Here is a 17,295-nt window from a genome sequence, read left to right as displayed (position 1 = left end):
TTTCACGTCTGCTGCCGAATCAGTCGAACAGACCAAAGGTCAGGCGGCTGAACCAGGAGCGCTTGGCCGGCGCCGGCGTCGCGCCGCCGGCCTTCTCGGCTTCGGCCGGGTCGACGATGCGCAGCTCGGGCGCCAGGTTGTCACGCTCTTCCTGGTACTTGCGCTGGATGTCCTGGCTGGCACGGGTCTCGCCGGGCGGCAGCGGATCGCTCGGGCGATCGATCAGGCCCAGGGTCGCACGGGTCAGCCAGGAGCGCTGCTGATCCTTGTCATCCGGCTCGCGCAGCTGGAATTCGCCATCCTTGAGGCTGACGTTGTCCGGGTAGTTGAGCTTGAGGGTTTCCAGGCTGGTGGCCGCCAGGTCATTGAGACCCAGGTGCTTGTAGGCTTCGGTCATGATCGCCAGGCCATCGCCCACGGACGGGGTGCCCTGGAAGTTCTCGACCACGTAGCGACCCCGGTTGGCGGCGGCCACATAGGCCTTGCGGGTCAGATAGTAGTGGCCGACGTGCACGTCGTAGGCCGCCAGCAGGTTGCGCAGGTAGACCATGCGCGCCTTGGCGTCCGGGGCGTAGCGGCTGTTGGGGAAGCGGCTGGTGAACTGGGCGAAGTCGTTGAAGGAATCGCGCGCCGCGCCCGGGTCACGCTTGGTCATGTCCAGCGGCAGGAAGCGCGCCAGCAGGCCACGGTCCTGTTCGAAGGAGGACACGCCCTTCATGTAGTAGGCGTAGTCGACGTTGGGGTGTTGCGGATGCAGACGGATGAAGCGATCCGCCGCCGTGCGCGCCGCCTCGGGCTCGCCATTCTTGTAGTTGGCGTAGATCAGCTCGAGCTGGGCCTGCTCGGCATAGCGACCGAAGGGATACCGCGACTCCAGGGCCTTCAGCTTGCTGATGGCGTCCGTGTAGCTGCTGTTGGAGATATCGCGCTGAGCCTGGGTGTAGAGCTCGCCTTCCGGCAGATTTTCCGGAACCTCGGGCGCTTTCGAGGAGCAGGCGGCGGTGAGGACTAGGCTGGTGACCAGCAGCAGGTGCTTCAATTGCATGGCGGCTTGGATTCCCCGAAACGGTCGGCGCTGCAGGGATGAGCGCGGAGAGCGCTCACCTAGCCTGTGACGGGGCCGGAACCGTCCTGTTATGATGATCGACCCGGAATGCCGGGGCAAAAAAGTCGCCGTATTTAACCACAGGGCCGGGCCGATTCCAAAAGCCCTGCCATTGCCCGCGCAGATCCATGTCCGAATCCATCGTTCTCAATGCCGAAGTCCCCTACGAACTCGGTGGCCAGCGCCTCGATCAGGTCGCTGCCCAGCTGTTCGCCGAACACTCCCGCTCGCGTCTCGCCGCCTGGATCAAGGACGGCAGCCTGACCGTCGACGGCGCCGTGCTGCGTCCGCGTGATACCGTCCATGGCGGCGCCCAGCTGGCGCTGCGCGCCGAGCGCGAGGCCCAGGGCGAGTGGGTGGCCCAGGACATCGAACTGGACATCGTCTACGAAGACGATCACCTGCTGGTGCTCGACAAGCCCGCCGGGCTGGTGGTGCATCCGGCCGCCGGCCATGCCGATGGCACCCTGCTCAATGCCTTGCTGCACCACGTGCCCTCGCTGGACAGCGTGCCGCGTGCCGGCATCGTCCATCGCCTGGACAAGGACACCACCGGACTCATGGTGGTGGCCAAGACCCTGGAGGCCCATACCCACCTGGTCGCCCAGTTACAGGCGCGCTCGGTGAGTCGCATCTATGAGGCCATCGTCGCCGGGGTGATCGTCGCCGGCGGCACCGTCAATGCGCCCATCGGCCGTCATTCCCAGCGCCGCCAGCAGATGGCGGTGATCGCCGGTGGCAAGCCCGCGGTCAGTCACTACCGGGTGCTGGAGCGCTTTCGTGCCTATACCCATACCCGGGTCAAGCTGGAGACCGGGCGCACCCACCAGATCCGCGTGCACATGACCCATGTCGGTTTCCCCCTGGTAGGCGATCCGGTCTACGGCGGTCGCTTCAGGATCCCGCCGGCGACCAATCCGACCCTGGTCAAGACCCTGCGCGAATTCCCGCGTCAGGCGCTGCACGCGCGCTTCCTCGAACTGGATCATCCGGTGACCGGCGAACGCCTGCGCTGGGAGTCGCCGCTGCCGGAAGACCTGGTCTGGCTGCTGGATCTGCTGCGCCAGGATCGGGAATCCTTCGAATGATCGACGCCGACTGGCTGCGGCCGGACTGGCCGGCGCCGGTCGGCGTCCAGGCCTGTGTGACGACCCGGGCCGGGGGCGTCAGCCAGGCGCCTTTCGCCAGTCTCAACCTGGGTGCCCACGTCGGTGACGATCCGGCTGCGGTCGCCGAGAATCGTCGACGCCTGGGCCAGGCCCTGGGGTGCCGGCCGGCCTGGCTCGAACAGGTCCATGGCACTGCCGTCGTCGAAGCCGATCCGACCAAGGTGCTCCAGGCCGATGCCGCCTGGACGGCCACGCCCGGTATCGCCGTGACCATGATGACCGCCGATTGCCTGCCGGCCCTGTTCTGCCGGCGGGACGGCTCCCGCGTCGCGGCGGCCCACGCTGGCTGGCGCGGTCTGGCGGGTGGCGTGCTGGAGGCGGCTGCCGCCAGTCTGGAGGTCGCTCCCGCCGAGGTGCTGGTCTGGCTGGGTCCCGCCATAGGGCCGGCCAGTTTCGAAGTAGGCGCCGAGGTGCGCGAGGCCTTTGTCGCCCAGCACGCCGAGGCCGAGCAGTGCTTCGTGGCCAGGGGCGGGGACAAGTACCTGGGCGATCTCTATGCCCTGGCTCGTCTGCGCTTAGCGGCTCAAGGCATTACGGCGGTCCATGGCGGTGGCTTCGATACCTTCGCCGACGAGGAGCGCTTCTTTTCCTATCGGCGTGGCGCGCGGACCGGTCGCTTTGCCAGCCTGATCTGGATCAACGCCTAAGTATTTTTTCGGATGTCAAGCCTCTGTGGCTTGAATCGTTAGGCATCGCCCCTATCTAAAGGTCATTCCCGCGGGTAATCGAAAGCGCCCTCTGCTGCGCCATCCCGCGTCTCAGATAGGACTTTGCCCATGCGTATAGACCGTTTCACCAGCAAATTGCAGCTCGCCCTGGCGGATGCCCAGTCCCTGGCCGTCGGCCATGACCATCCGGCCATCGAGCCGCTGCACCTGTTCTCCGCGCTGCTCGACCAGCAGGGCGGTTCCATTTCTCCGCTGCTGCGCCAGGTCGGCTTCGATCTCGCCAGCCTGCGCAAGACCCTGGCCGAAGAGCTGGACAAGCTGCCCAAGATCCAGAATCCCACCGGCGACGTGAATCTGTCCCAGGATCTGGCGCGCCTGCTCAACCAGGCCGACCGCCTGGCCCAGCAAAAGGGCGACCAGTTCATCTCCAGCGAGCTGGTGCTGCTCGCCGCCATGGACGAGAACACCCGCCTCGGCAAGTTGCTGCTGGGGCAGGGCGTCTCGCGCAAGGCGCTGGAGAACGCCATCAACAACCTGCGCGGCGGCGAGGCGGTCAATGACCCCAATGCCGAAGACAGCCGCAAGGCGCTGGACAAGTTCACCGTCGATCTCACCAAGCGCGCCGAAGACGGCAAGCTCGACCCGGTGATCGGCCGGGACGACGAGATTCGCCGCACCATTCAGGTCCTGCAGCGCCGCACCAAGAACAACCCGGTCCTGATCGGGGAGCCCGGCGTCGGCAAGACCGCCATCGCCGAGGGCCTGGCCCAGCGCATCATCAATGGCGAAGTGCCCGATGGCCTCAAGGATAAGCGCCTGCTGGCCCTGGACATGGGCGCGCTGATCGCCGGTGCCAAATTCCGCGGCGAATTCGAGGAGCGCCTCAAGGGCGTGCTCAACGAACTGGCCAAGCAGGAAGGGCGCATCATCCTCTTCATCGACGAGTTGCACACCATGGTCGGCGCCGGCAAGGCCGAGGGCGCCATGGATGCCGGTAACATGCTCAAGCCGGCCCTGGCCCGTGGCGAGTTGCACTGCGTGGGTGCCACCACCCTCGACGAGTACCGCCAGTACATCGAGAAGGACGCGGCCCTGGAGCGGCGCTTCCAGAAGGTGCTGGTGGACGAGCCGAGCGAGGAAGACACCATCGCCATCCTGCGTGGCCTCAAGGAGCGCTACGAGGTACACCATAAGGTGGCCATCACCGATGGCGCCATCATCGCCGCGGCCAAGTTGTCACATCGCTACATCACCGATCGTCAGCTGCCGGACAAGGCCATCGACCTGATCGACGAGGCCGCCAGCCGCATCCGCATGGAGATCGACTCCAAACCGGAGGCCCTCGATCGCCTGGATCGCCGGCTGATCCAGCTCAAGGTGGAACGTCAGGCGCTGAAGAAGGAAGAGGACGAGGCCGCGCGCAAGCGACTGGAAAAACTCGACGAGGACATCGCTCGCCTCGAACAGGAATACGCCGATCTCGAGGAGGTCTGGAAGGCGGAAAAAGCCGAGGTCCAGGATTCCGCTCAGTTGCAGCAGCGCATCGAACAGGCGCGCACTGAGCTGGAGGCCGCTCGCCGCAAGGGTGACCTCAATCGCATGGCCGAGCTGCAGTACGGCACCATTCCCGATCTGGAACGCAGCCTGCAGATGGTCGACCAGCACGAGAAGCCGGCCAACCAGCTCTTGCGCAACAAGGTCACCGAAGACGAGATCGCCGAAGTGGTCTCCAAATGGACCGGTATCCCGGTCAGCAAGATGCTCGAAGGCGAGCGTGACAAGCTCTTGCGCATGGAAGAGGCCCTGCACAACCGGGTGATCGGCCAGGACGAAGCGGTCACCGCCGTGGCCAATGCCGTGCGCCGTTCGCGGGCGGGCCTGTCCGATCCGAATCGCCCCAGTGGTTCCTTCCTCTTCCTCGGCCCGACCGGGGTGGGCAAGACCGAACTGTGCAAGTCGCTGGCGGAGTTTCTCTTCGACACCGAAGACGCCATGGTGCGCATCGACATGTCCGAATTCATGGAGAAGCACTCCGTGGCTCGCCTGATCGGGGCACCGCCCGGCTATGTCGGCTATGAAGAGGGCGGTTACCTGACCGAGGCCGTGCGGCGCAAGCCTTACTCGGTAGTCCTGCTGGACGAGGTGGAAAAGGCTCATCCGGATGTCTTCAACATCCTCCTGCAGGTGCTCGACGACGGGCGTCTGACCGACAGCCAGGGCCGAACCGTGGATTTCCGCAATGCGGTGATCGTCATGACCTCGAACCTGGGCTCGGCGCAGATCCAGGAGCTGGTCGGCGACCCCGATGCCCAGCGCGCCGCGGTGATGGATGCGGTAGCCAGTCACTTCCGCCCCGAGTTCATCAACCGGATCGACGAGGTGGTAGTGTTCGAGCCGCTGGGCCGCGAACAGATCGCCGGCATCGCCGAGATCCAGCTGCAGCACCTGCGGCAGCGCCTCGCCGAGCGCGATCTGCAGCTGGAGCTGTCGCCCGAGGCCTTGGACAAGCTGGTGGCGGTGGGTTACGACCCGGTCTACGGTGCCCGTCCGCTCAAGCGGGCAATCCAGCGCTGGATCGAGAATCCGCTGGCCCAGCGCATCCTCTCGGGCGCCTTCGCGCCGAACAGCCGCATCGAGGGCAGGGTAGAGGGCGACGAGATCGTCTTCGCCTAGGAAATGACCGGGCGACCCCAGGGTCGCCCGGCCTTTCGCATAAATTTGTGAAAAAACAGCAGGCTAGGTGTTGACGTCTGTTTCCACTTCCGTAAAATGGCGCACCTCACTTACGGCAAAGCCCGAAAGGCACTGACGTAAGAGGGGTTGGAAGATCGAAATTCCGCGATAGCTCAGTCGGTAGAGCAAATGACTGTTAATCATTGGGTCCCTGGTTCGAGTCCAGGTCGCGGAGCCACTTCCATTCTCGGGGTATAGCGCAGCCCGGTAGCGCGCCTGCTTTGGGAGCAGGATGTCGGGAGTTCGAATCCCCCTACCCCGACCATATTTGGGTCGTTAGCTCAGTCGGTAGAGCAGTTGGCTTTTAACCAATTGGTCGCAGGTTCGAATCCTGCACGACCCACCAACTTCACCCAGAACCCTCCTTGCGGAGGGTTTTGGCGTTTCTCGCAGCTAATACAAGCAGCCGTCTGTCGCGAAACATAGCTTCGCAATGAAGTGATGTCAAACCGCGATATCTCATGCCAATGACGCTCTGGCACTGGGCTAGGAGCCTGGAAGGCATGTTATTACGGCTGTTATCTATCGAAGGCGCGCAGGCGATCCTTGAGAGCTAGTTCTCAATTTCAGATGAACGGCGACTTTGAGGACTCGAAGCGAAGGGGTCGGTCACCCTGATTTAGAGCGGACTTCGAATCTGCTTGCTGGGGAGACTTTGACAGGGCTGGCCTGGAGCCGAGTTTCCGTCGTCATCGAATGCCCAGATCTCAGTAGTAGCTGATCCAGCCCACTGGACGATAGTAGCTGGCTCAACTGCCTTACCTGGTAGGCCATCTCTTCCAAATCTGGACCAGCAAATGGGTCAGATCGCTCATGGTGAGATACAGCTGAACGTTGCTCAGTGCGAGGGTTGGGCGCTGGTAGCGCACGCGGAGAGGCCTGGACCACTGTCGCAGAGGGCGCTGTCATGTCAGTCAGAGCAGGTGTCGAATGGTGCGATGGTGCTTTAGTGATAGCTGGCACCGGAGCGCCGTAATCGACACGAGCCCGTTGCCGATGCTTCGGCTTGGCCGCTTCGACCCTATCGTTCATGGCATCGCGCATCACCTCATAGTCTGGCTCGATGTACTCCATCGTAGTCGCCATATTCGAGTGGTTCAGGAGCTGCATGGTGACGTGGATGTTCCGGTCAGGCTGCCGCATCAAGTCGCTGGCCAAGGTATGCCTGAATCGATGGGGAGTCATCCTCACACCCGTCATGCGAATTAGCTTCGTGTACATGGCCTCGACCTGATTGTCGTTCATCACGTCGCGGCGGTAGTGGCTTGAGAATCGGTTGACGTTGAACAGCTGATCGGCAGGCTCAAATCCGCATGACACTGCAGTATCCAGTAGTCGGATCAGGTGTGGGTAGAGGGCTGTGGGAATCGGCACTGCGAACTCGCGGTGTGTCTTCTCCAGTTCTCCGCGAATTACGATCAGGTTCTCCTCAAGGTCTATGTCCTGCAGGCGTATTGAGAGCAGGGCGTTCAACCGTATCCCAGTGAGATGGAAGGTCTCGAATACGATCAGCCAGAACCAGGCAGGGGTGATTTTGGCCCGCTTCTGCTCCTTGAGTTCGTCTTGCTCCAGCAGGAGTAGAAGATCACGTGCGCGCTCGATTGCGCTGCGAGCGACCGTTTTCTTCCTTCGCTTCGGCGGCACCACGCTTGTCTTTTTGAAGGGGTTACGCTGTAGGTCGACGAGCCCCTCATTGATGCCGAACTCGGCGATGGTCTTGAGGTGGCTGCTATAGGTGTTCCAGCTCCGCTTGCTCAAGCCTTGATCCAGCAATTGCTTCCGCCACTCGATAATTTTCTCTCGATCAACTTGTTCGAGCGATAGATCCTCGAAGCGGCGTATGAATGCGCGTGCGGCCGCGCGGTAGATTTTCTCAGTGGCGAGGCGGAAGTCGCTCAGAGCGATAAATTTCTCCGTGAGCTCAAACAGCGGCAGGTTCATTGCTCTGCCTCCGTGACCTGCAGTTTGATGCTGGGATTGTCGAATGGCGGCTGAGCGAAGATTGAAGTGGGATCCTGCAGCAGATAGCCCTTAAGCGACTTGGATTTTCGCGGACCGATAACCTCGCAAGTCCAGATGTTGAGGTTGTCTGCCGTCTTGCGATTGATTTTGAGTTTCTCAAATGCACGCTGTACCAGTTGCCATGGATCGATATCGCGCTCCTTTGCCTCCTTCTGCAGATGAGGGTGTTCTAGGGCATAGCGTTTGAAGAGCCCCGGACTCACCAAGAACGCGGTGCCATCCACGGTGTGGATCATCGCCTTGGCATCGTTGATCACCAGCTTGTGGGATAGGACTCCGTGACGAGCCCAGTCTATGAATGCCTGACCTAGCTCCGCTGCACCTGGTACCGCGACTGCAGCCGCAGAAACATCCTCGACTGTATGGGCTTCCTGGTCATCGAGAGCGAGGTCGATAGTCGGTTGGGGCAGAGTGAGTGGAGCGGCTGAGGTCGTATGGCCAAAGAGTTCATCGGCCAGTGCGAGGGTGTCTTCCATGGAGTCCAAACCGGTCTGGAATGCGGGCGGCGGCAGTGTTTCGGAATGGACTGTCTTTTGGAAGGATGTGACATCCGTCACAGTATGTGTTATCGCGATTGATGGCGAAATGATATTGCTCGCTATATCACCCCGCTGCTGCTCTGGCTCTCCACCGTCTGTCTGCTCGAGTGTGAGAGTTCCGGTAAATGGAGCTGGTCGATCTGCAGGATCTGGCCAGATAAGTGCGGGGGATACCTTGAGTAAGGTGAAGGTGTTCTTCCAGCCGTGGCCGGTGTCGATCGTTGCCTTCCAGATAGCCTTGTCCTGGGCGTTGACCTGGATGATGGCCTGGTCCTGGATCAGGTTGAAGAATGGGGCGTTCGAGGTGGGGATACCTTCTACGCCTTGGGAGAGCATCAGTGCCCGCAACTGGTCTGAGGCCGGCTTGCTGACGAGCCATAGCGCATCCTGGGTCAGCCACCCGTCCGAGGGCCCGTCTGGCTGGTTCAGCTTGAACTTCTCGATGACTAGGGTGCGCAACCCGTCTGCCAGCTGCCGCTGGATCGTGTTCTTGGGCGCCTCCATCGCACGTTGCGGGTTGGCGCCGAGCTCCTGGGCGACACTCGCCTGGTCGGCCTGGACGATCATCTCGCCCAGTACGCCGGCATGCTGGTATTGCCCGGCCAAGACGAAGATCAGCGATGACCATAGCTCGCGGTAGCCACTGAGCCAGTCCAGCACGTGGGGCGGCAGCACCTGGAAATAGACGAGTGCTGAGGCAGCGCCATGAAGTTGGTAGTCGCGACCTTTGACGTATCTGAAGCGGTAGGGCTTCTCAATGCGGCCGTGCCAGGGGTGCCATGGCTTGCCGTCTTCGAAGACGACCTCGATGTCGACGGCGATCTTGCCCAAGTCGTGGAGGAGGGCGCCGTAGGCTACTGCTGCTGACCACGCTTCGGCCTGGGCTGCTTGTGACTCAGGCGGTGCGCCGATGGGGAGGAGGTAGTTCTGCCGGATCTTCAGTGCGTATGCGACGATCTCCAGCCCGTGGTCGAGCAGGCCCCCGGGATAGGCGTGGTGGTGGTTTTCCGAAGCGGGAAGTTGCTGGACCAGGTCAGCGTAGCGCCCGAGAGGATCCCGATAGAGTGAGGCGAACTGCTCGCGGGACAGCGACGTCCGCTGCCAGATGTTCTCGATGAGCTTCTGCCGGCGGGGGAGGGCCAGTAGGTCCTTGCCTGCAGACGGCATTGTAAAGCCTTGTTTGCAGGGGCCTGGAGGAGCGGAGGGTGGGGCTTTCTTCCTGAAAAATAGATCGAACATGGCATGCCCTTGGCGGTTCTTGGGCCTGCGTTGTCGATCAGTACGATCGGCCGAACAATGGTAAACCGCTATCACGGTTCAGGAGGTTGGACTGGCCGGAGGCCAGCTTTGTGCGGCCGAAGGCAACCTCATACGCTGAGTTTGCGGTTTACCGTGGAAGGTTGGTGGCGTAGCGGACAGCATTGTGGGGCAGTATCAACCCATCCTTTGGAGCCGTACATCATGACCGAAACAACTTCCAACCCGGATAATCCACAGATCCGGCTGGTGCCACTCACGACAAATGAGTGGGAAGTCGTCGACTACTATCGAAAAATGTCCGACGACCGCAAGGAGGCTTTTCTGCGTTTCGGCTATGCGATGGCCGCAGCCAGTGGTGGGTTTGATTGCCAAAGGTCGACTCTGGAGGATAGCGATCTTGACCAGGAGCAAGAGGATCTTGAAACCCTGAAGGACCTGAGGCAACTCCCGGTGGATGAGAGAAAGTCTGCTATCCAGGCTCTCAGGGATCTATTGGCAAAAGCTGAGCAAGAGTTCGTTTAGTCTGTAACGAGTAAAGTGACTGCGCTTTCTGCTTGCCTCCCTTTCGTAGCGTGTCATCCCGAAGCGAAAGCGGAGGCCCTTTCTGGTAGGGCTTTTACCCTTAAAGCTCCCTTCCATTCCCTCCTTTGCTCCAGCCCATTTCCGCTCCTAAACCCTTGAATGATGTGACAGATTGCTCAGATCTCGGCTGGGCCTAGCACGATAAAGCTGTTGCAGGCTAGTGAGTTGGGGCGTATAAGTGATGTCATAACGCAATCCCTCTGCGGTATTCTAGGGTTTCTCATGACTATCACCTCGAACGCAGCTCGCTTCGGTGCCACCGTTGGTGGTGCAGTCAATTGGGTCCTCCGTACCGAGTCGCGCCTTTGGAGTAGCTTGGCGCGCATGAGACTTCCTGTTCATGTCGTCTTATTCCTGAAATGGTCTGTTCGAGCTTTGTTAGCGCTGAGCCTGGCGTCAGTTTCTTTGATGGCACTGGGAGTTGTGGCTGCAGCTCTCGTTGCAAGCTTTTTCATTTCGAACGCTGGCGGTAGCGTATCCCGTGATCCTGACGCCCCTCATGGCCGGGATGTTTACGGTTTTCCCCTCGATATGCTGGGTGATAGAGCGGACTGATTTAGCTATCTTCAGTCCGCTAAATCCGCTGCTTATCAGCCACCACCTGCTGTCTTCTTCACTGCCCCTTGAGCCATTCGGCCGCCCTCAGAAGATGCGTCAGCAGCGCCTTTGGTCGCTTTGCTGAGACCATCAACTACACCACCTACTTTGAAGCCCGTCCAAGACATAGCTGTGACCCAAAAGGCTGGCAAAATCAGGAACATTGCCCCCATCACGTAGTTCAGCAACATGTCTCCCTGCATATTGCTCAGGCCGATGATGGGGTCGAAGTTCGCGTGGGGCGCGGTGTTATTCACTTTGTAGATCCCGGTGCCATACAGCGCATCCATGATGGTGCTGTCGACCCACCTCGCCAATTGCAGCCAGAAGTCCACGAAGATCAGTGCGAACTGGGCAAACGTGAGCGTCATGGCCACCTTGAGGTCATAGGTCCCCAGTACCAGTACGATGGGGATGCAGATGATGAAGGCCATCTTCAGAAAGGCCATCACCATCGGCGCGGCCTGCCGGACGCTGTCCATGGCCGGGAAGTACGCGAGCGAGCCCACTGCCTGTCCCAGGCCGGCTGTGACCCTGGCGGCATCGTTGTACAGCGAGCTGCCGATCTGGCCACCGTAGTCCCCGTAGACCTGCCCCTGTGTCAACGTCTGCTTCTTCGGCGACACCAAGTCCCGAATCACTGAGTCATTCACCTCGTCCTGTGACATGAAGCTTGCCCACTTGGCCAGCTTGGTCAGGGTGTCCGGTTCAACCTGTGCCAGCAGTCGTGCCTTAAGGCCCTTAGAGCCGTCCGACCACCACTGGGTGCAGGTAGGGTAGCCACCTCCGCCGGTGGTCTGTGCCAGGCCCGCGTCCCGGGTAGCATCGTAGGGCCATGCCGTACGCGGGGTATGGGAGCGGAAGCCCGAGCTGCCATCGCTGTAGTAGCCGCTGGTGTTGAGGAAGTACTTCGAGCCGATCCAGCTGACGTCCAGATACTGCTTGTCGGTCAGGGTGGGCTGGGTCATGAACAGCTTGGCGCGAGCCCGGGCGTAGCAGTCGTTGGTGAAGTCGGCGACCTCCTGGGCGAGGAGGGGATTGTCGATCCGCTCGGCGTTCACCTCCATACGCAGCTGCTGCAGATCCTGACCACAGGGAATGCTGGCCACAGCGCCGGCCGCCATGCCCTTCGACAGGGCGTGGACCACCATCCACCAGACCGGCACCTGGGCGCTCTTGCCGTTGAGGGTGCTGAACGACGTTCCCCAGCCCGTTCCGTCCGGCTTGGGCACGTCGACCTGGCATTGCTTGGAGCGGGTCTGGTCGTACTGGATGGTCGAGAAGCTGACGTTCGCATTCGGGAGCGGCATCAGGCCGAGCATGATGACGACCAGGGCCACGAAGAACCGGTTCTCGATGCGCGCTAGGCTCAAAGCACCCTTGTTGCCTTCGTCCTGGCCCTCGCCGCGGGCGCGCAGCCACTCCTGGATGATGATGGCGGCGAACGGCGCGGCAAACAGTCCGGTCCCACCGATCATCTCCCAGATGCCGCTGTTGATGATCCAGCCCACGAGGGTCAGGTAGTACTCGAGGTAGTCGTTGGTATAGAGCTGCATGGCAATCTCCTACAGCACGCCGGCGTTGCGCAGTTCAAAGAGGCCGATGACCACCAGGGCGAGCCCCTCACAGCGATAGATACGGCCGCGCTCATCGGTCATGGCTATCAGCCGACGCCTGACCGGCCACCAGCAGCAGATCAAGCCGGTGTATAGGCACAGCCGCCACGCCAGGAAGTGGCCATGGTGCTCAGCCTGCCACTGGCGGTAGCTCTGCAGGTCGCCGAAGCCCCAGGCCGTCACAAGCACGAAGCCCAGGGCGATCGCTACCGCCAGCAGGAAGGGCCATAGCAACGACCAGGTCAGACGAAGGCCGCGCCGGCCGATCCTGAGTCCGGTCCAAACGCGCTGAGTCCACGAGGATTTCGTCATGGTCATTCGCCTTTCTTCGCCGGGTTCTCGGTGCGATCAAGCCGGTTCGGCAGCGGATCGCCCTGGAAGATGCCTTTGGAGGCGTCCTTGCGGATCGAGGCGCGCTGCAGGATGGTGGTCGGCGAGTTGCCGGCTAGCTCCCGGCGCATGTCCAGCTCGGTCTTGAGGTTCTGTATCTCGACCTGCAGGTTGGCGGCGTTCTGGTCGACCTGCGTCTGGGCAACCTGGTTGGCGGCGACGTTGGGCTCCTGGCGGCCAGCAGCCAGAGTACGGACCAGCGACAGCGCCTTCTCGATCACATCGGCTAGGGAGACCTCGGACACGAGCCGCTTGGCCAGCACGTCCTGGTCCTGCTCGGTACGCAGCGATTCGATGATGCCGCGGGTGATCGGGATGGAGTTGCTGCCGGCCGCGGCCAGGTTCTCGGCCGTCATCGGCTGGGTGCCGGCGATCAGCGCATTCACCGCCTTGAGCTTGGTGTCGTAGGTCTCCTGAATAAGTGGGGTTAGCCCCACCCCGGCCTGGGTCACGGTCTTCTGGCAGTTGTCGCAGGTCTGCTGCTGTTGCTCGCCCAGCACCCGGGTGGCGAAGGTCGCAGCCTCCTGCGGCGACGACCAGGTGCTGCAAACGAGGCCACCGTTGCAGCTGCTGGCCGGGATCGAGCCGGTGGCGGTGGGCGCGCGGCCGCTCAGCAAGTTGTAACCGGCCTTGGTAACGTCGCTGACCACCTTGATGGGCTGCTGGCCACTGCCACCAGCCTTGCTTCCGCCGACCCAGGTTACGCCCTCATTCCCGCTCTTCTGCTCGACCTGGTTGATCGCGGCGACGGCATCGGTGGTGCCGGCAGCGGCCGACTTCATTGCCTCCCCCTCAGCGAGCTTGTTCCAGCCGACCTGGCCGCCGGCGACATCGAGCATCTTGTCGGCGATCGCGCGGCAGGTGCCCTTCGAGCGATCGAAGTCCAGGCGCGCCTGGCCAATGCCGTTGGTGATGAGGTTGTACAGGCCTGGGTTGGCGCGCTGCAGGATCAGGCCGGGTAGGGAGGCAACTGCGCCGGTGGCATTCTGCAGCACCGAGCTCATGATGGTCTGGAAGCCCTGAGTGGCCCCGTTGAGCTGGTTCTGCAGGGTATTGGTGAGGCTCATGTTTCCGCAGATCAGGTTGGTGTTCCAGCCACCGCCAATCTGGATGCTGTCCATGTTGCCGACGCTGCCCATCGACACGGCATTGCCGCCGCCGATGCTGTAGAGCACGTCGTCACCGATGACGCTGCCCTGGGACTGCACACGGTAGGGCTCAGCCGCCTGGACAGCGCTGCCGAGGAGAAGGCCGGTCAGGCAAGTGCTGGCCAGCAGGGTGAGGCGAGTGGTGCTCATGATCGACGGCTCCCTGATCATTGAAAGTCGGTGCTGCCCAGGAAGACTTGGCCTTCACGCTTGCAGCAGCTGTAGGGGCGCCACAGCGCCCAGGCATAGGCGCCCACGGCGTCTTGGACGTGAGGGCCCGGGTTGGGAAAGGCAGCGCAGCTCTGGCTCAGCGTGGGCGTGAGCTCCTGCCACTTGCCGGTGGTGGCATCGCCCTCGAGCAGTTCGCCAGCGGGCCAGTAGCCGTCTTCTGGCTGAGCCAGCAGCGACTGGTAGACGTGAATCTGGCCAGAGCGCGTAACCACGTCGCCGGCGCGCTGGGCCAGGACCGCCGCGGCCTTGTAGTCGTCGGGCTGATGCAGGAAGCCGCTGCGCGGATAGACGTTGCCCCAGAGGTTCCCCGACAGGGTGCTGCCCACTTCACGCTTACCCGGGGTAAGGGCCTCCGGATAGACGGCCTCAGGGATGCCGTACCGCCAAGCCAGGTAGTCGTAGTTGCTCAGCAGGTAGGGCATATAGGCGGTGGCTGCGCCCTTGCAGACGTAGCCTGAGCCGCTGGCAAACTGGCTGAAGGCGTAGCCGCCCGGGTGGCCGATGACATCGGTGTTCTTGAAGCGCGCGCTGATCGTGGTGTTGGCCTGGGTCGCGCTGTCGCCCGGGTCATTGCCGCCGGCGGCGACACTGCTGACGGGGCTGAAAGAGGCCATCTCAGTCCACGGGTTCTCGCCGGTATTGGCGTAGCTGGACACCACGGCATCGGGCACGAAGTGCCGTACCTTAGCCGAGGTCTTCACCTTGCAGCCGTAGGGGGTGCAGAACAGCCAGTAGCAGATGCCGACCACCTTGTATTCGAGGCAGTCGGGCGAGAGCGAGGACGACACAATGGTGGCGGTGGTGACCGCTGCGGTGGCTTGCAGGCTGGTGGCCAGCGGGATCGCCAGGGTAAGGCGCCTAAGACGTTGCAGCTGCCGACTCATCGTCCGGTACTCCGGTAGCGCTCGATGCTGGCCACGGCGGCCGCCACGTCGGGCTGGCCATAGACCACATACTGGCGATCCACCACGACTGCCGGCAGCTTGGCCACACCCAGGCTCCAGGCATCGGCCACGTCCTGGTGCGCCCTGGCAAGCTCCCGCCCCAGCTGCTGCGCGGAGGCCGAACGCATCCGCTGCTGCATGATGGCTACGGCTCGGCGCGGATCCGCCGGCAGGCCTTCGGAGAGCTGCTGCTCAAGACGTTCCGGGGCATCCAAGAGCACAACCCGGGCGCCGGCGCTGTTGATAAGGGGATGAGCAGCGTCGGAGATGGCCAGCACATCCGCTGTGGCGAAGGGGACGCAGGCGGTGGCCAGGACAAAGCCCAGCAGGCGGGCTTTCAAGCCTGCTGAGAAGGTAGGGGGGGAAATGGACATGCGCGGTACCAGGCAGAGAAGTGGCTGGTACAGGAAACGCGATCATGTGGGCTGGGTCAGCGGGAAACCATATCTACGCCGCTGGAGGTTGAGATACCTACATCCGGATGGAGGGAGCCTGCTGTGGGTTTCCGAAGCAAATGCAACTGTCCGCGGGATTTTCCGTGAACAGTTCGGGATGGCTTTAATGGCGTCGGTAAAGCTTGAGGGCTGCTATCGACCCATTGCAGACCTTCGCGTGGGGCGGCAGTTGGCCAAAAGCGGACGTCGAAAAGCGACCGCTAGCGATCCTTCACAGCCATTCAAATGCCAGCGACGAACGTTGGTAAGCTGCCCACCGCTGCCCGAAGCCAGATAGCTGCGCTGCAGCAGTACGTGCGAGAGGTGTGCTTATCACCGGCGTCTAAGGCTAAAAAAAATCCCGCTCCGTGGAGCAACGGGCGGGCAAGAGCATTCGCTAGGTAGCTATGCGGGCTACCGAATGAAGTTATCACACGGTTATAAAACGCTTTCGTGGATGTAAATAGAAATTCACGGCGGATTGGTTTCGCGGGATCTAAAGTAAATTAGCCCGGATTGTTCGTCGCCAGGGCCATATCTATTCACATGGCGATCGCAGTTCGCGACCTCGATCGCGACCTTGCCGACGTGGTTGCCGCTCTTGAGCCGCTGATAAGCTGCCTGGTAGTCCGCGAACGGGAAGGTCTGATCGAGGACCGGATGCATCTCGTGCAGAGCCATGGCCCGCAGCAGTGCTTCGAAGTTCGCCCTCGGTCCAATCGCTGTTCCCGCCACGTGAAGGCTGCGCGAGAGAATATCGATCGGCGGAAGGCCGCCGCCGAAGCCGCTGGTGAAGCCGACCAGCGTGATGTCGCCGCCCTTGCGGGTTGCCGCCGCCGACTTCGCGATCGTCTTATCGCCTGCGATGTCGATGGTCTTGTCGACCCCTCGGCCGTCGGTGAGGGCGAGGATTTCCTTATCCCAGTCGGGATGGGTCCGGTAGTTGACCACCGCCGCGGCTCCCAGCGCCTCGAGACGTTCCGCCTTCTCATCGGACGATGTGATCGCGAGGACTTTCGCGCCGAACATCGTCGCCCCTTGGAGCGAGAAGAGCGCAACGCCCCCTGTGCCCTGAACCAGCACCGTCTCACCCGCTTATAGGGGTGACGACAGGTTGAGCCCGGTCCAGGCAGTAACAGCAGCGCACGATAGAGATGCTGCTTCGGCGTAGGACATGTAGTCCGGCATGTGAACGATAGCGTTCTCGTGGACTATGATCTGCTCGGCCAGCCAACCATCGGTGGTGATGCCGAGGCTGTGGAGCTGACACTCCGGACGCGGGGGGGCCGTCGATCCAGTGCGGGTGGCATGAGGCACTGACGCGATCGCCCACCTTCGTGCGCGTCACGGCTTCACCGATCGTGACGACCTCGCCCGCTCCATCCGACCATGTAGCCACCAAATGCGATAGAGGTAGCGCCGTCGCGGAGGCGGTTAACGGTGACGATGCCAGCGTGGTTGCCGCAGGCTAATCTAATGGCGTTGCGCAGGTTGCCTGTGTAGGCCGAGGCGGTCAGGCGAAGTTCTGAGGAAGCCTTCGCAAGAGTAAAGCTGCTGGTCAACCAGCCTACGTATGGCAGCCCGATGGTAGGCGAGGCTACCCTCAGAGAGTTTGTTTAGAGCTGCCCCGCGTAGCAATCTCAGACCATAGCCTGATGCTTGGGCACCTCCAGCTACATAGCACGTCTTCTCGCACGGAGAAGGAAAAGAATGCGCGGGTACAGACCGTTGGAGGCGATTGGATCGGTAGCAGTTGTCGCTGCTCCTGAATGACTCTAAGCGGTTCCAATGCCGGCATGACGAAGCACACAGTTTTGTTGCTCCTATCGTCATATTGCCATCAAAAATATACATACG

General features: G+C 61.9%; 14 protein-coding genes and 3 tRNA genes. 8 read left to right on the top strand and 9 right to left on the bottom strand.

Going from position 1 to position 17,295, the window contains the following annotated elements; genetic code table 11:
- Positions 1 to 19 precede the first annotated feature (19 nt).
- A complete protein-coding gene (locus tag EC839_RS18855; RefSeq protein ID WP_007160812.1) occupies positions 20 to 1,045 on the bottom strand; it encodes an outer membrane protein assembly factor BamD in 1,026 nt (341 codons plus the stop codon).
- 188 nt (positions 1,046 to 1,233) lie between these two features.
- Here EC839_RS18855 and rluD point away from each other — a divergent pair, with 188 nt between their 5' ends.
- The 6 genes from rluD (at position 1,234) to EC839_RS18825 (ending at position 6,021) form a co-directional block, all read left to right on the top strand.
- Positions 1,234 to 2,193: a 23S rRNA pseudouridine(1911/1915/1917) synthase RluD gene (rluD, locus tag EC839_RS18850; RefSeq protein WP_074583960.1), complete on the top strand. Its 960-nt coding sequence runs from the start codon at positions 1,234 to 1,236 to the stop codon at positions 2,191 to 2,193.
- Positions 2,190 to 2,921 carry a peptidoglycan editing factor PgeF gene (pgeF, locus tag EC839_RS18845; RefSeq protein WP_132832996.1) on the top strand — a complete coding sequence of 244 codons (732 nt, stop codon included), beginning with the start codon at positions 2,190 to 2,192 and terminating at the stop codon, positions 2,919 to 2,921. The genes rluD and pgeF overlap by 4 nt, the downstream gene beginning before the upstream one ends.
- Before the next feature lie 129 nt (positions 2,922 to 3,050).
- Positions 3,051 to 5,615 carry an ATP-dependent chaperone ClpB gene (gene clpB / locus EC839_RS18840; RefSeq protein ID WP_027600191.1) on the top strand — a complete coding sequence of 855 codons (2,565 nt, stop codon included), beginning with the start codon at positions 3,051 to 3,053 and terminating at the stop codon, positions 5,613 to 5,615.
- A gap of 162 nt (positions 5,616 to 5,777) precedes the next feature.
- Positions 5,778 to 5,853, top strand: a tRNA-Asn gene (locus EC839_RS18835).
- 10 nt (positions 5,854 to 5,863) lie between these two features.
- A tRNA-Pro gene (locus tag EC839_RS18830) sits at positions 5,864 to 5,940 on the top strand.
- Positions 5,941 to 5,945: 5 nt separating this feature from the next.
- Positions 5,946 to 6,021, top strand: a tRNA-Lys gene (locus tag EC839_RS18825).
- A 263-nt stretch (positions 6,022 to 6,284) separates the two neighbouring features.
- Here EC839_RS18825 and xerC read toward each other — a convergent pair.
- Both xerC and mobH read right to left on the bottom strand, forming a co-directional pair.
- The gene (gene xerC / locus EC839_RS18820) at positions 6,285 to 7,616 is read right to left on the bottom strand and encodes a tyrosine recombinase XerC (protein WP_132832995.1); all 1,332 of its coding nucleotides are present in this window, start codon (positions 7,614 to 7,616) and stop codon (positions 6,285 to 6,287) included.
- Positions 7,613 to 9,475, bottom strand: a complete 1,863-nt coding sequence (gene mobH / locus EC839_RS18815) for a MobH family relaxase (protein ID WP_132832994.1) — start codon at positions 9,473 to 9,475, stop codon at positions 7,613 to 7,615. The genes xerC and mobH overlap by 4 nt, the downstream gene beginning before the upstream one ends.
- 222 nt (positions 9,476 to 9,697) lie before the next feature.
- On the opposite strand from mobH, the gene EC839_RS18810 reads away from it, so the two are divergent.
- Together EC839_RS18810 and EC839_RS25090 are read left to right on the top strand one after the other, a co-directional pair.
- Complete coding sequence (locus EC839_RS18810; RefSeq protein ID WP_132832993.1) at positions 9,698 to 10,018, top strand: hypothetical protein; 321 nt, start codon at positions 9,698 to 9,700, stop codon at positions 10,016 to 10,018.
- 282 nt (positions 10,019 to 10,300) lie between these two features.
- Complete coding sequence (locus tag EC839_RS25090; RefSeq protein ID WP_132832992.1) at positions 10,301 to 10,633, top strand: DUF3742 family protein; 333 nt, start codon at positions 10,301 to 10,303, stop codon at positions 10,631 to 10,633.
- 35 nt (positions 10,634 to 10,668) lie between these two features.
- Here the strand turns inward: EC839_RS25090 and EC839_RS18800 are convergent, their stop codons facing one another.
- From EC839_RS18800 to EC839_RS24395, 6 genes are all read right to left on the bottom strand, one after another.
- On the bottom strand, positions 10,669 to 12,231 hold the full coding sequence (locus EC839_RS18800; RefSeq protein WP_132832991.1) for a conjugal transfer protein TraG N-terminal domain-containing protein: 1,563 nt from the start codon (positions 12,229 to 12,231) through the stop codon (positions 10,669 to 10,671).
- 9 nt (positions 12,232 to 12,240) lie between these two features.
- On the bottom strand, positions 12,241 to 12,609 hold the full coding sequence (locus EC839_RS18795; RefSeq protein ID WP_132832990.1) for a hypothetical protein: 369 nt from the start codon (positions 12,607 to 12,609) through the stop codon (positions 12,241 to 12,243).
- Positions 12,606 to 13,979, bottom strand: a complete 1,374-nt coding sequence (locus EC839_RS18790) for an integrating conjugative element protein (protein WP_132832989.1) — start codon at positions 13,977 to 13,979, stop codon at positions 12,606 to 12,608. Before EC839_RS18790 ends, EC839_RS18795 begins: the two co-directional genes overlap by 4 nt.
- 17 nt (positions 13,980 to 13,996) lie before the next feature.
- Positions 13,997 to 14,944, bottom strand: coding sequence for a TIGR03756 family integrating conjugative element protein (locus tag EC839_RS18785; RefSeq protein WP_165904686.1), 948 nt, complete (start codon positions 14,942 to 14,944; stop codon positions 13,997 to 13,999).
- Positions 14,941 to 15,378, bottom strand: coding sequence for a TIGR03757 family integrating conjugative element protein (locus tag EC839_RS18780; RefSeq protein WP_165904685.1), 438 nt, complete (start codon positions 15,376 to 15,378; stop codon positions 14,941 to 14,943). The genes EC839_RS18785 and EC839_RS18780 overlap by 4 nt, the downstream gene beginning before the upstream one ends.
- Positions 15,379 to 15,909: 531 nt before the next feature.
- Positions 15,910 to 16,467: a zinc-binding dehydrogenase gene (locus tag EC839_RS24395; RefSeq protein ID WP_218568250.1), complete on the bottom strand. Its 558-nt coding sequence runs from the start codon at positions 16,465 to 16,467 to the stop codon at positions 15,910 to 15,912.
- Positions 16,468 to 17,295: the final 828 nt, after the last annotated feature.

Origin of the sequence: Pseudomonas sp. JUb52, assembly GCF_004341115.1 — a bacterium.
GTDB lineage: Bacteria > Pseudomonadota > Gammaproteobacteria > Pseudomonadales > Pseudomonadaceae > Chryseomonas > Chryseomonas oryzihabitans.
This window is presented reverse-complemented; position numbering and strand designations above follow the sequence as displayed.

Coding starts and splice junctions, on each gene's coding strand:
- EC839_RS18855 (WP_007160812.1), bottom strand. CDS start 1,045: ATGCAATTGAAGCACCTGCTGCTGGTCACCAGCCTAGTCCTCACCGCC.
- rluD (WP_074583960.1), top strand. CDS start 1,234: ATGTCCGAATCCATCGTTCTCAATGCCGAAGTCCCCTACGAACTCGGT.
- pgeF (WP_132832996.1), top strand. CDS start 2,190: ATGATCGACGCCGACTGGCTGCGGCCGGACTGGCCGGCGCCGGTCGGC.
- clpB (WP_027600191.1), top strand. CDS start 3,051: ATGCGTATAGACCGTTTCACCAGCAAATTGCAGCTCGCCCTGGCGGAT.
- xerC (WP_132832995.1), bottom strand. CDS start 7,616: ATGAACCTGCCGCTGTTTGAGCTCACGGAGAAATTTATCGCTCTGAGC.
- mobH (WP_132832994.1), bottom strand. CDS start 9,475: ATGTTCGATCTATTTTTCAGGAAGAAAGCCCCACCCTCCGCTCCTCCA.
- EC839_RS18810 (WP_132832993.1), top strand. CDS start 9,698: ATGACCGAAACAACTTCCAACCCGGATAATCCACAGATCCGGCTGGTG.
- EC839_RS25090 (WP_132832992.1), top strand. CDS start 10,301: ATGACTATCACCTCGAACGCAGCTCGCTTCGGTGCCACCGTTGGTGGT.
- EC839_RS18800 (WP_132832991.1), bottom strand. CDS start 12,231: ATGCAGCTCTATACCAACGACTACCTCGAGTACTACCTGACCCTCGTG.
- EC839_RS18795 (WP_132832990.1), bottom strand. CDS start 12,609: ATGACCATGACGAAATCCTCGTGGACTCAGCGCGTTTGGACCGGACTC.
- EC839_RS18790 (WP_132832989.1), bottom strand. CDS start 13,979: ATGAGCACCACTCGCCTCACCCTGCTGGCCAGCACTTGCCTGACCGGC.
- EC839_RS18785 (WP_165904686.1), bottom strand. CDS start 14,944: ATGAGTCGGCAGCTGCAACGTCTTAGGCGCCTTACCCTGGCGATCCCG.
- EC839_RS18780 (WP_165904685.1), bottom strand. CDS start 15,378: ATGTCCATTTCCCCCCCTACCTTCTCAGCAGGCTTGAAAGCCCGCCTG.
- EC839_RS24395 (WP_218568250.1), bottom strand. CDS start 16,467: ATGTTCGGCGCGAAAGTCCTCGCGATCACATCGTCCGATGAGAAGGCG.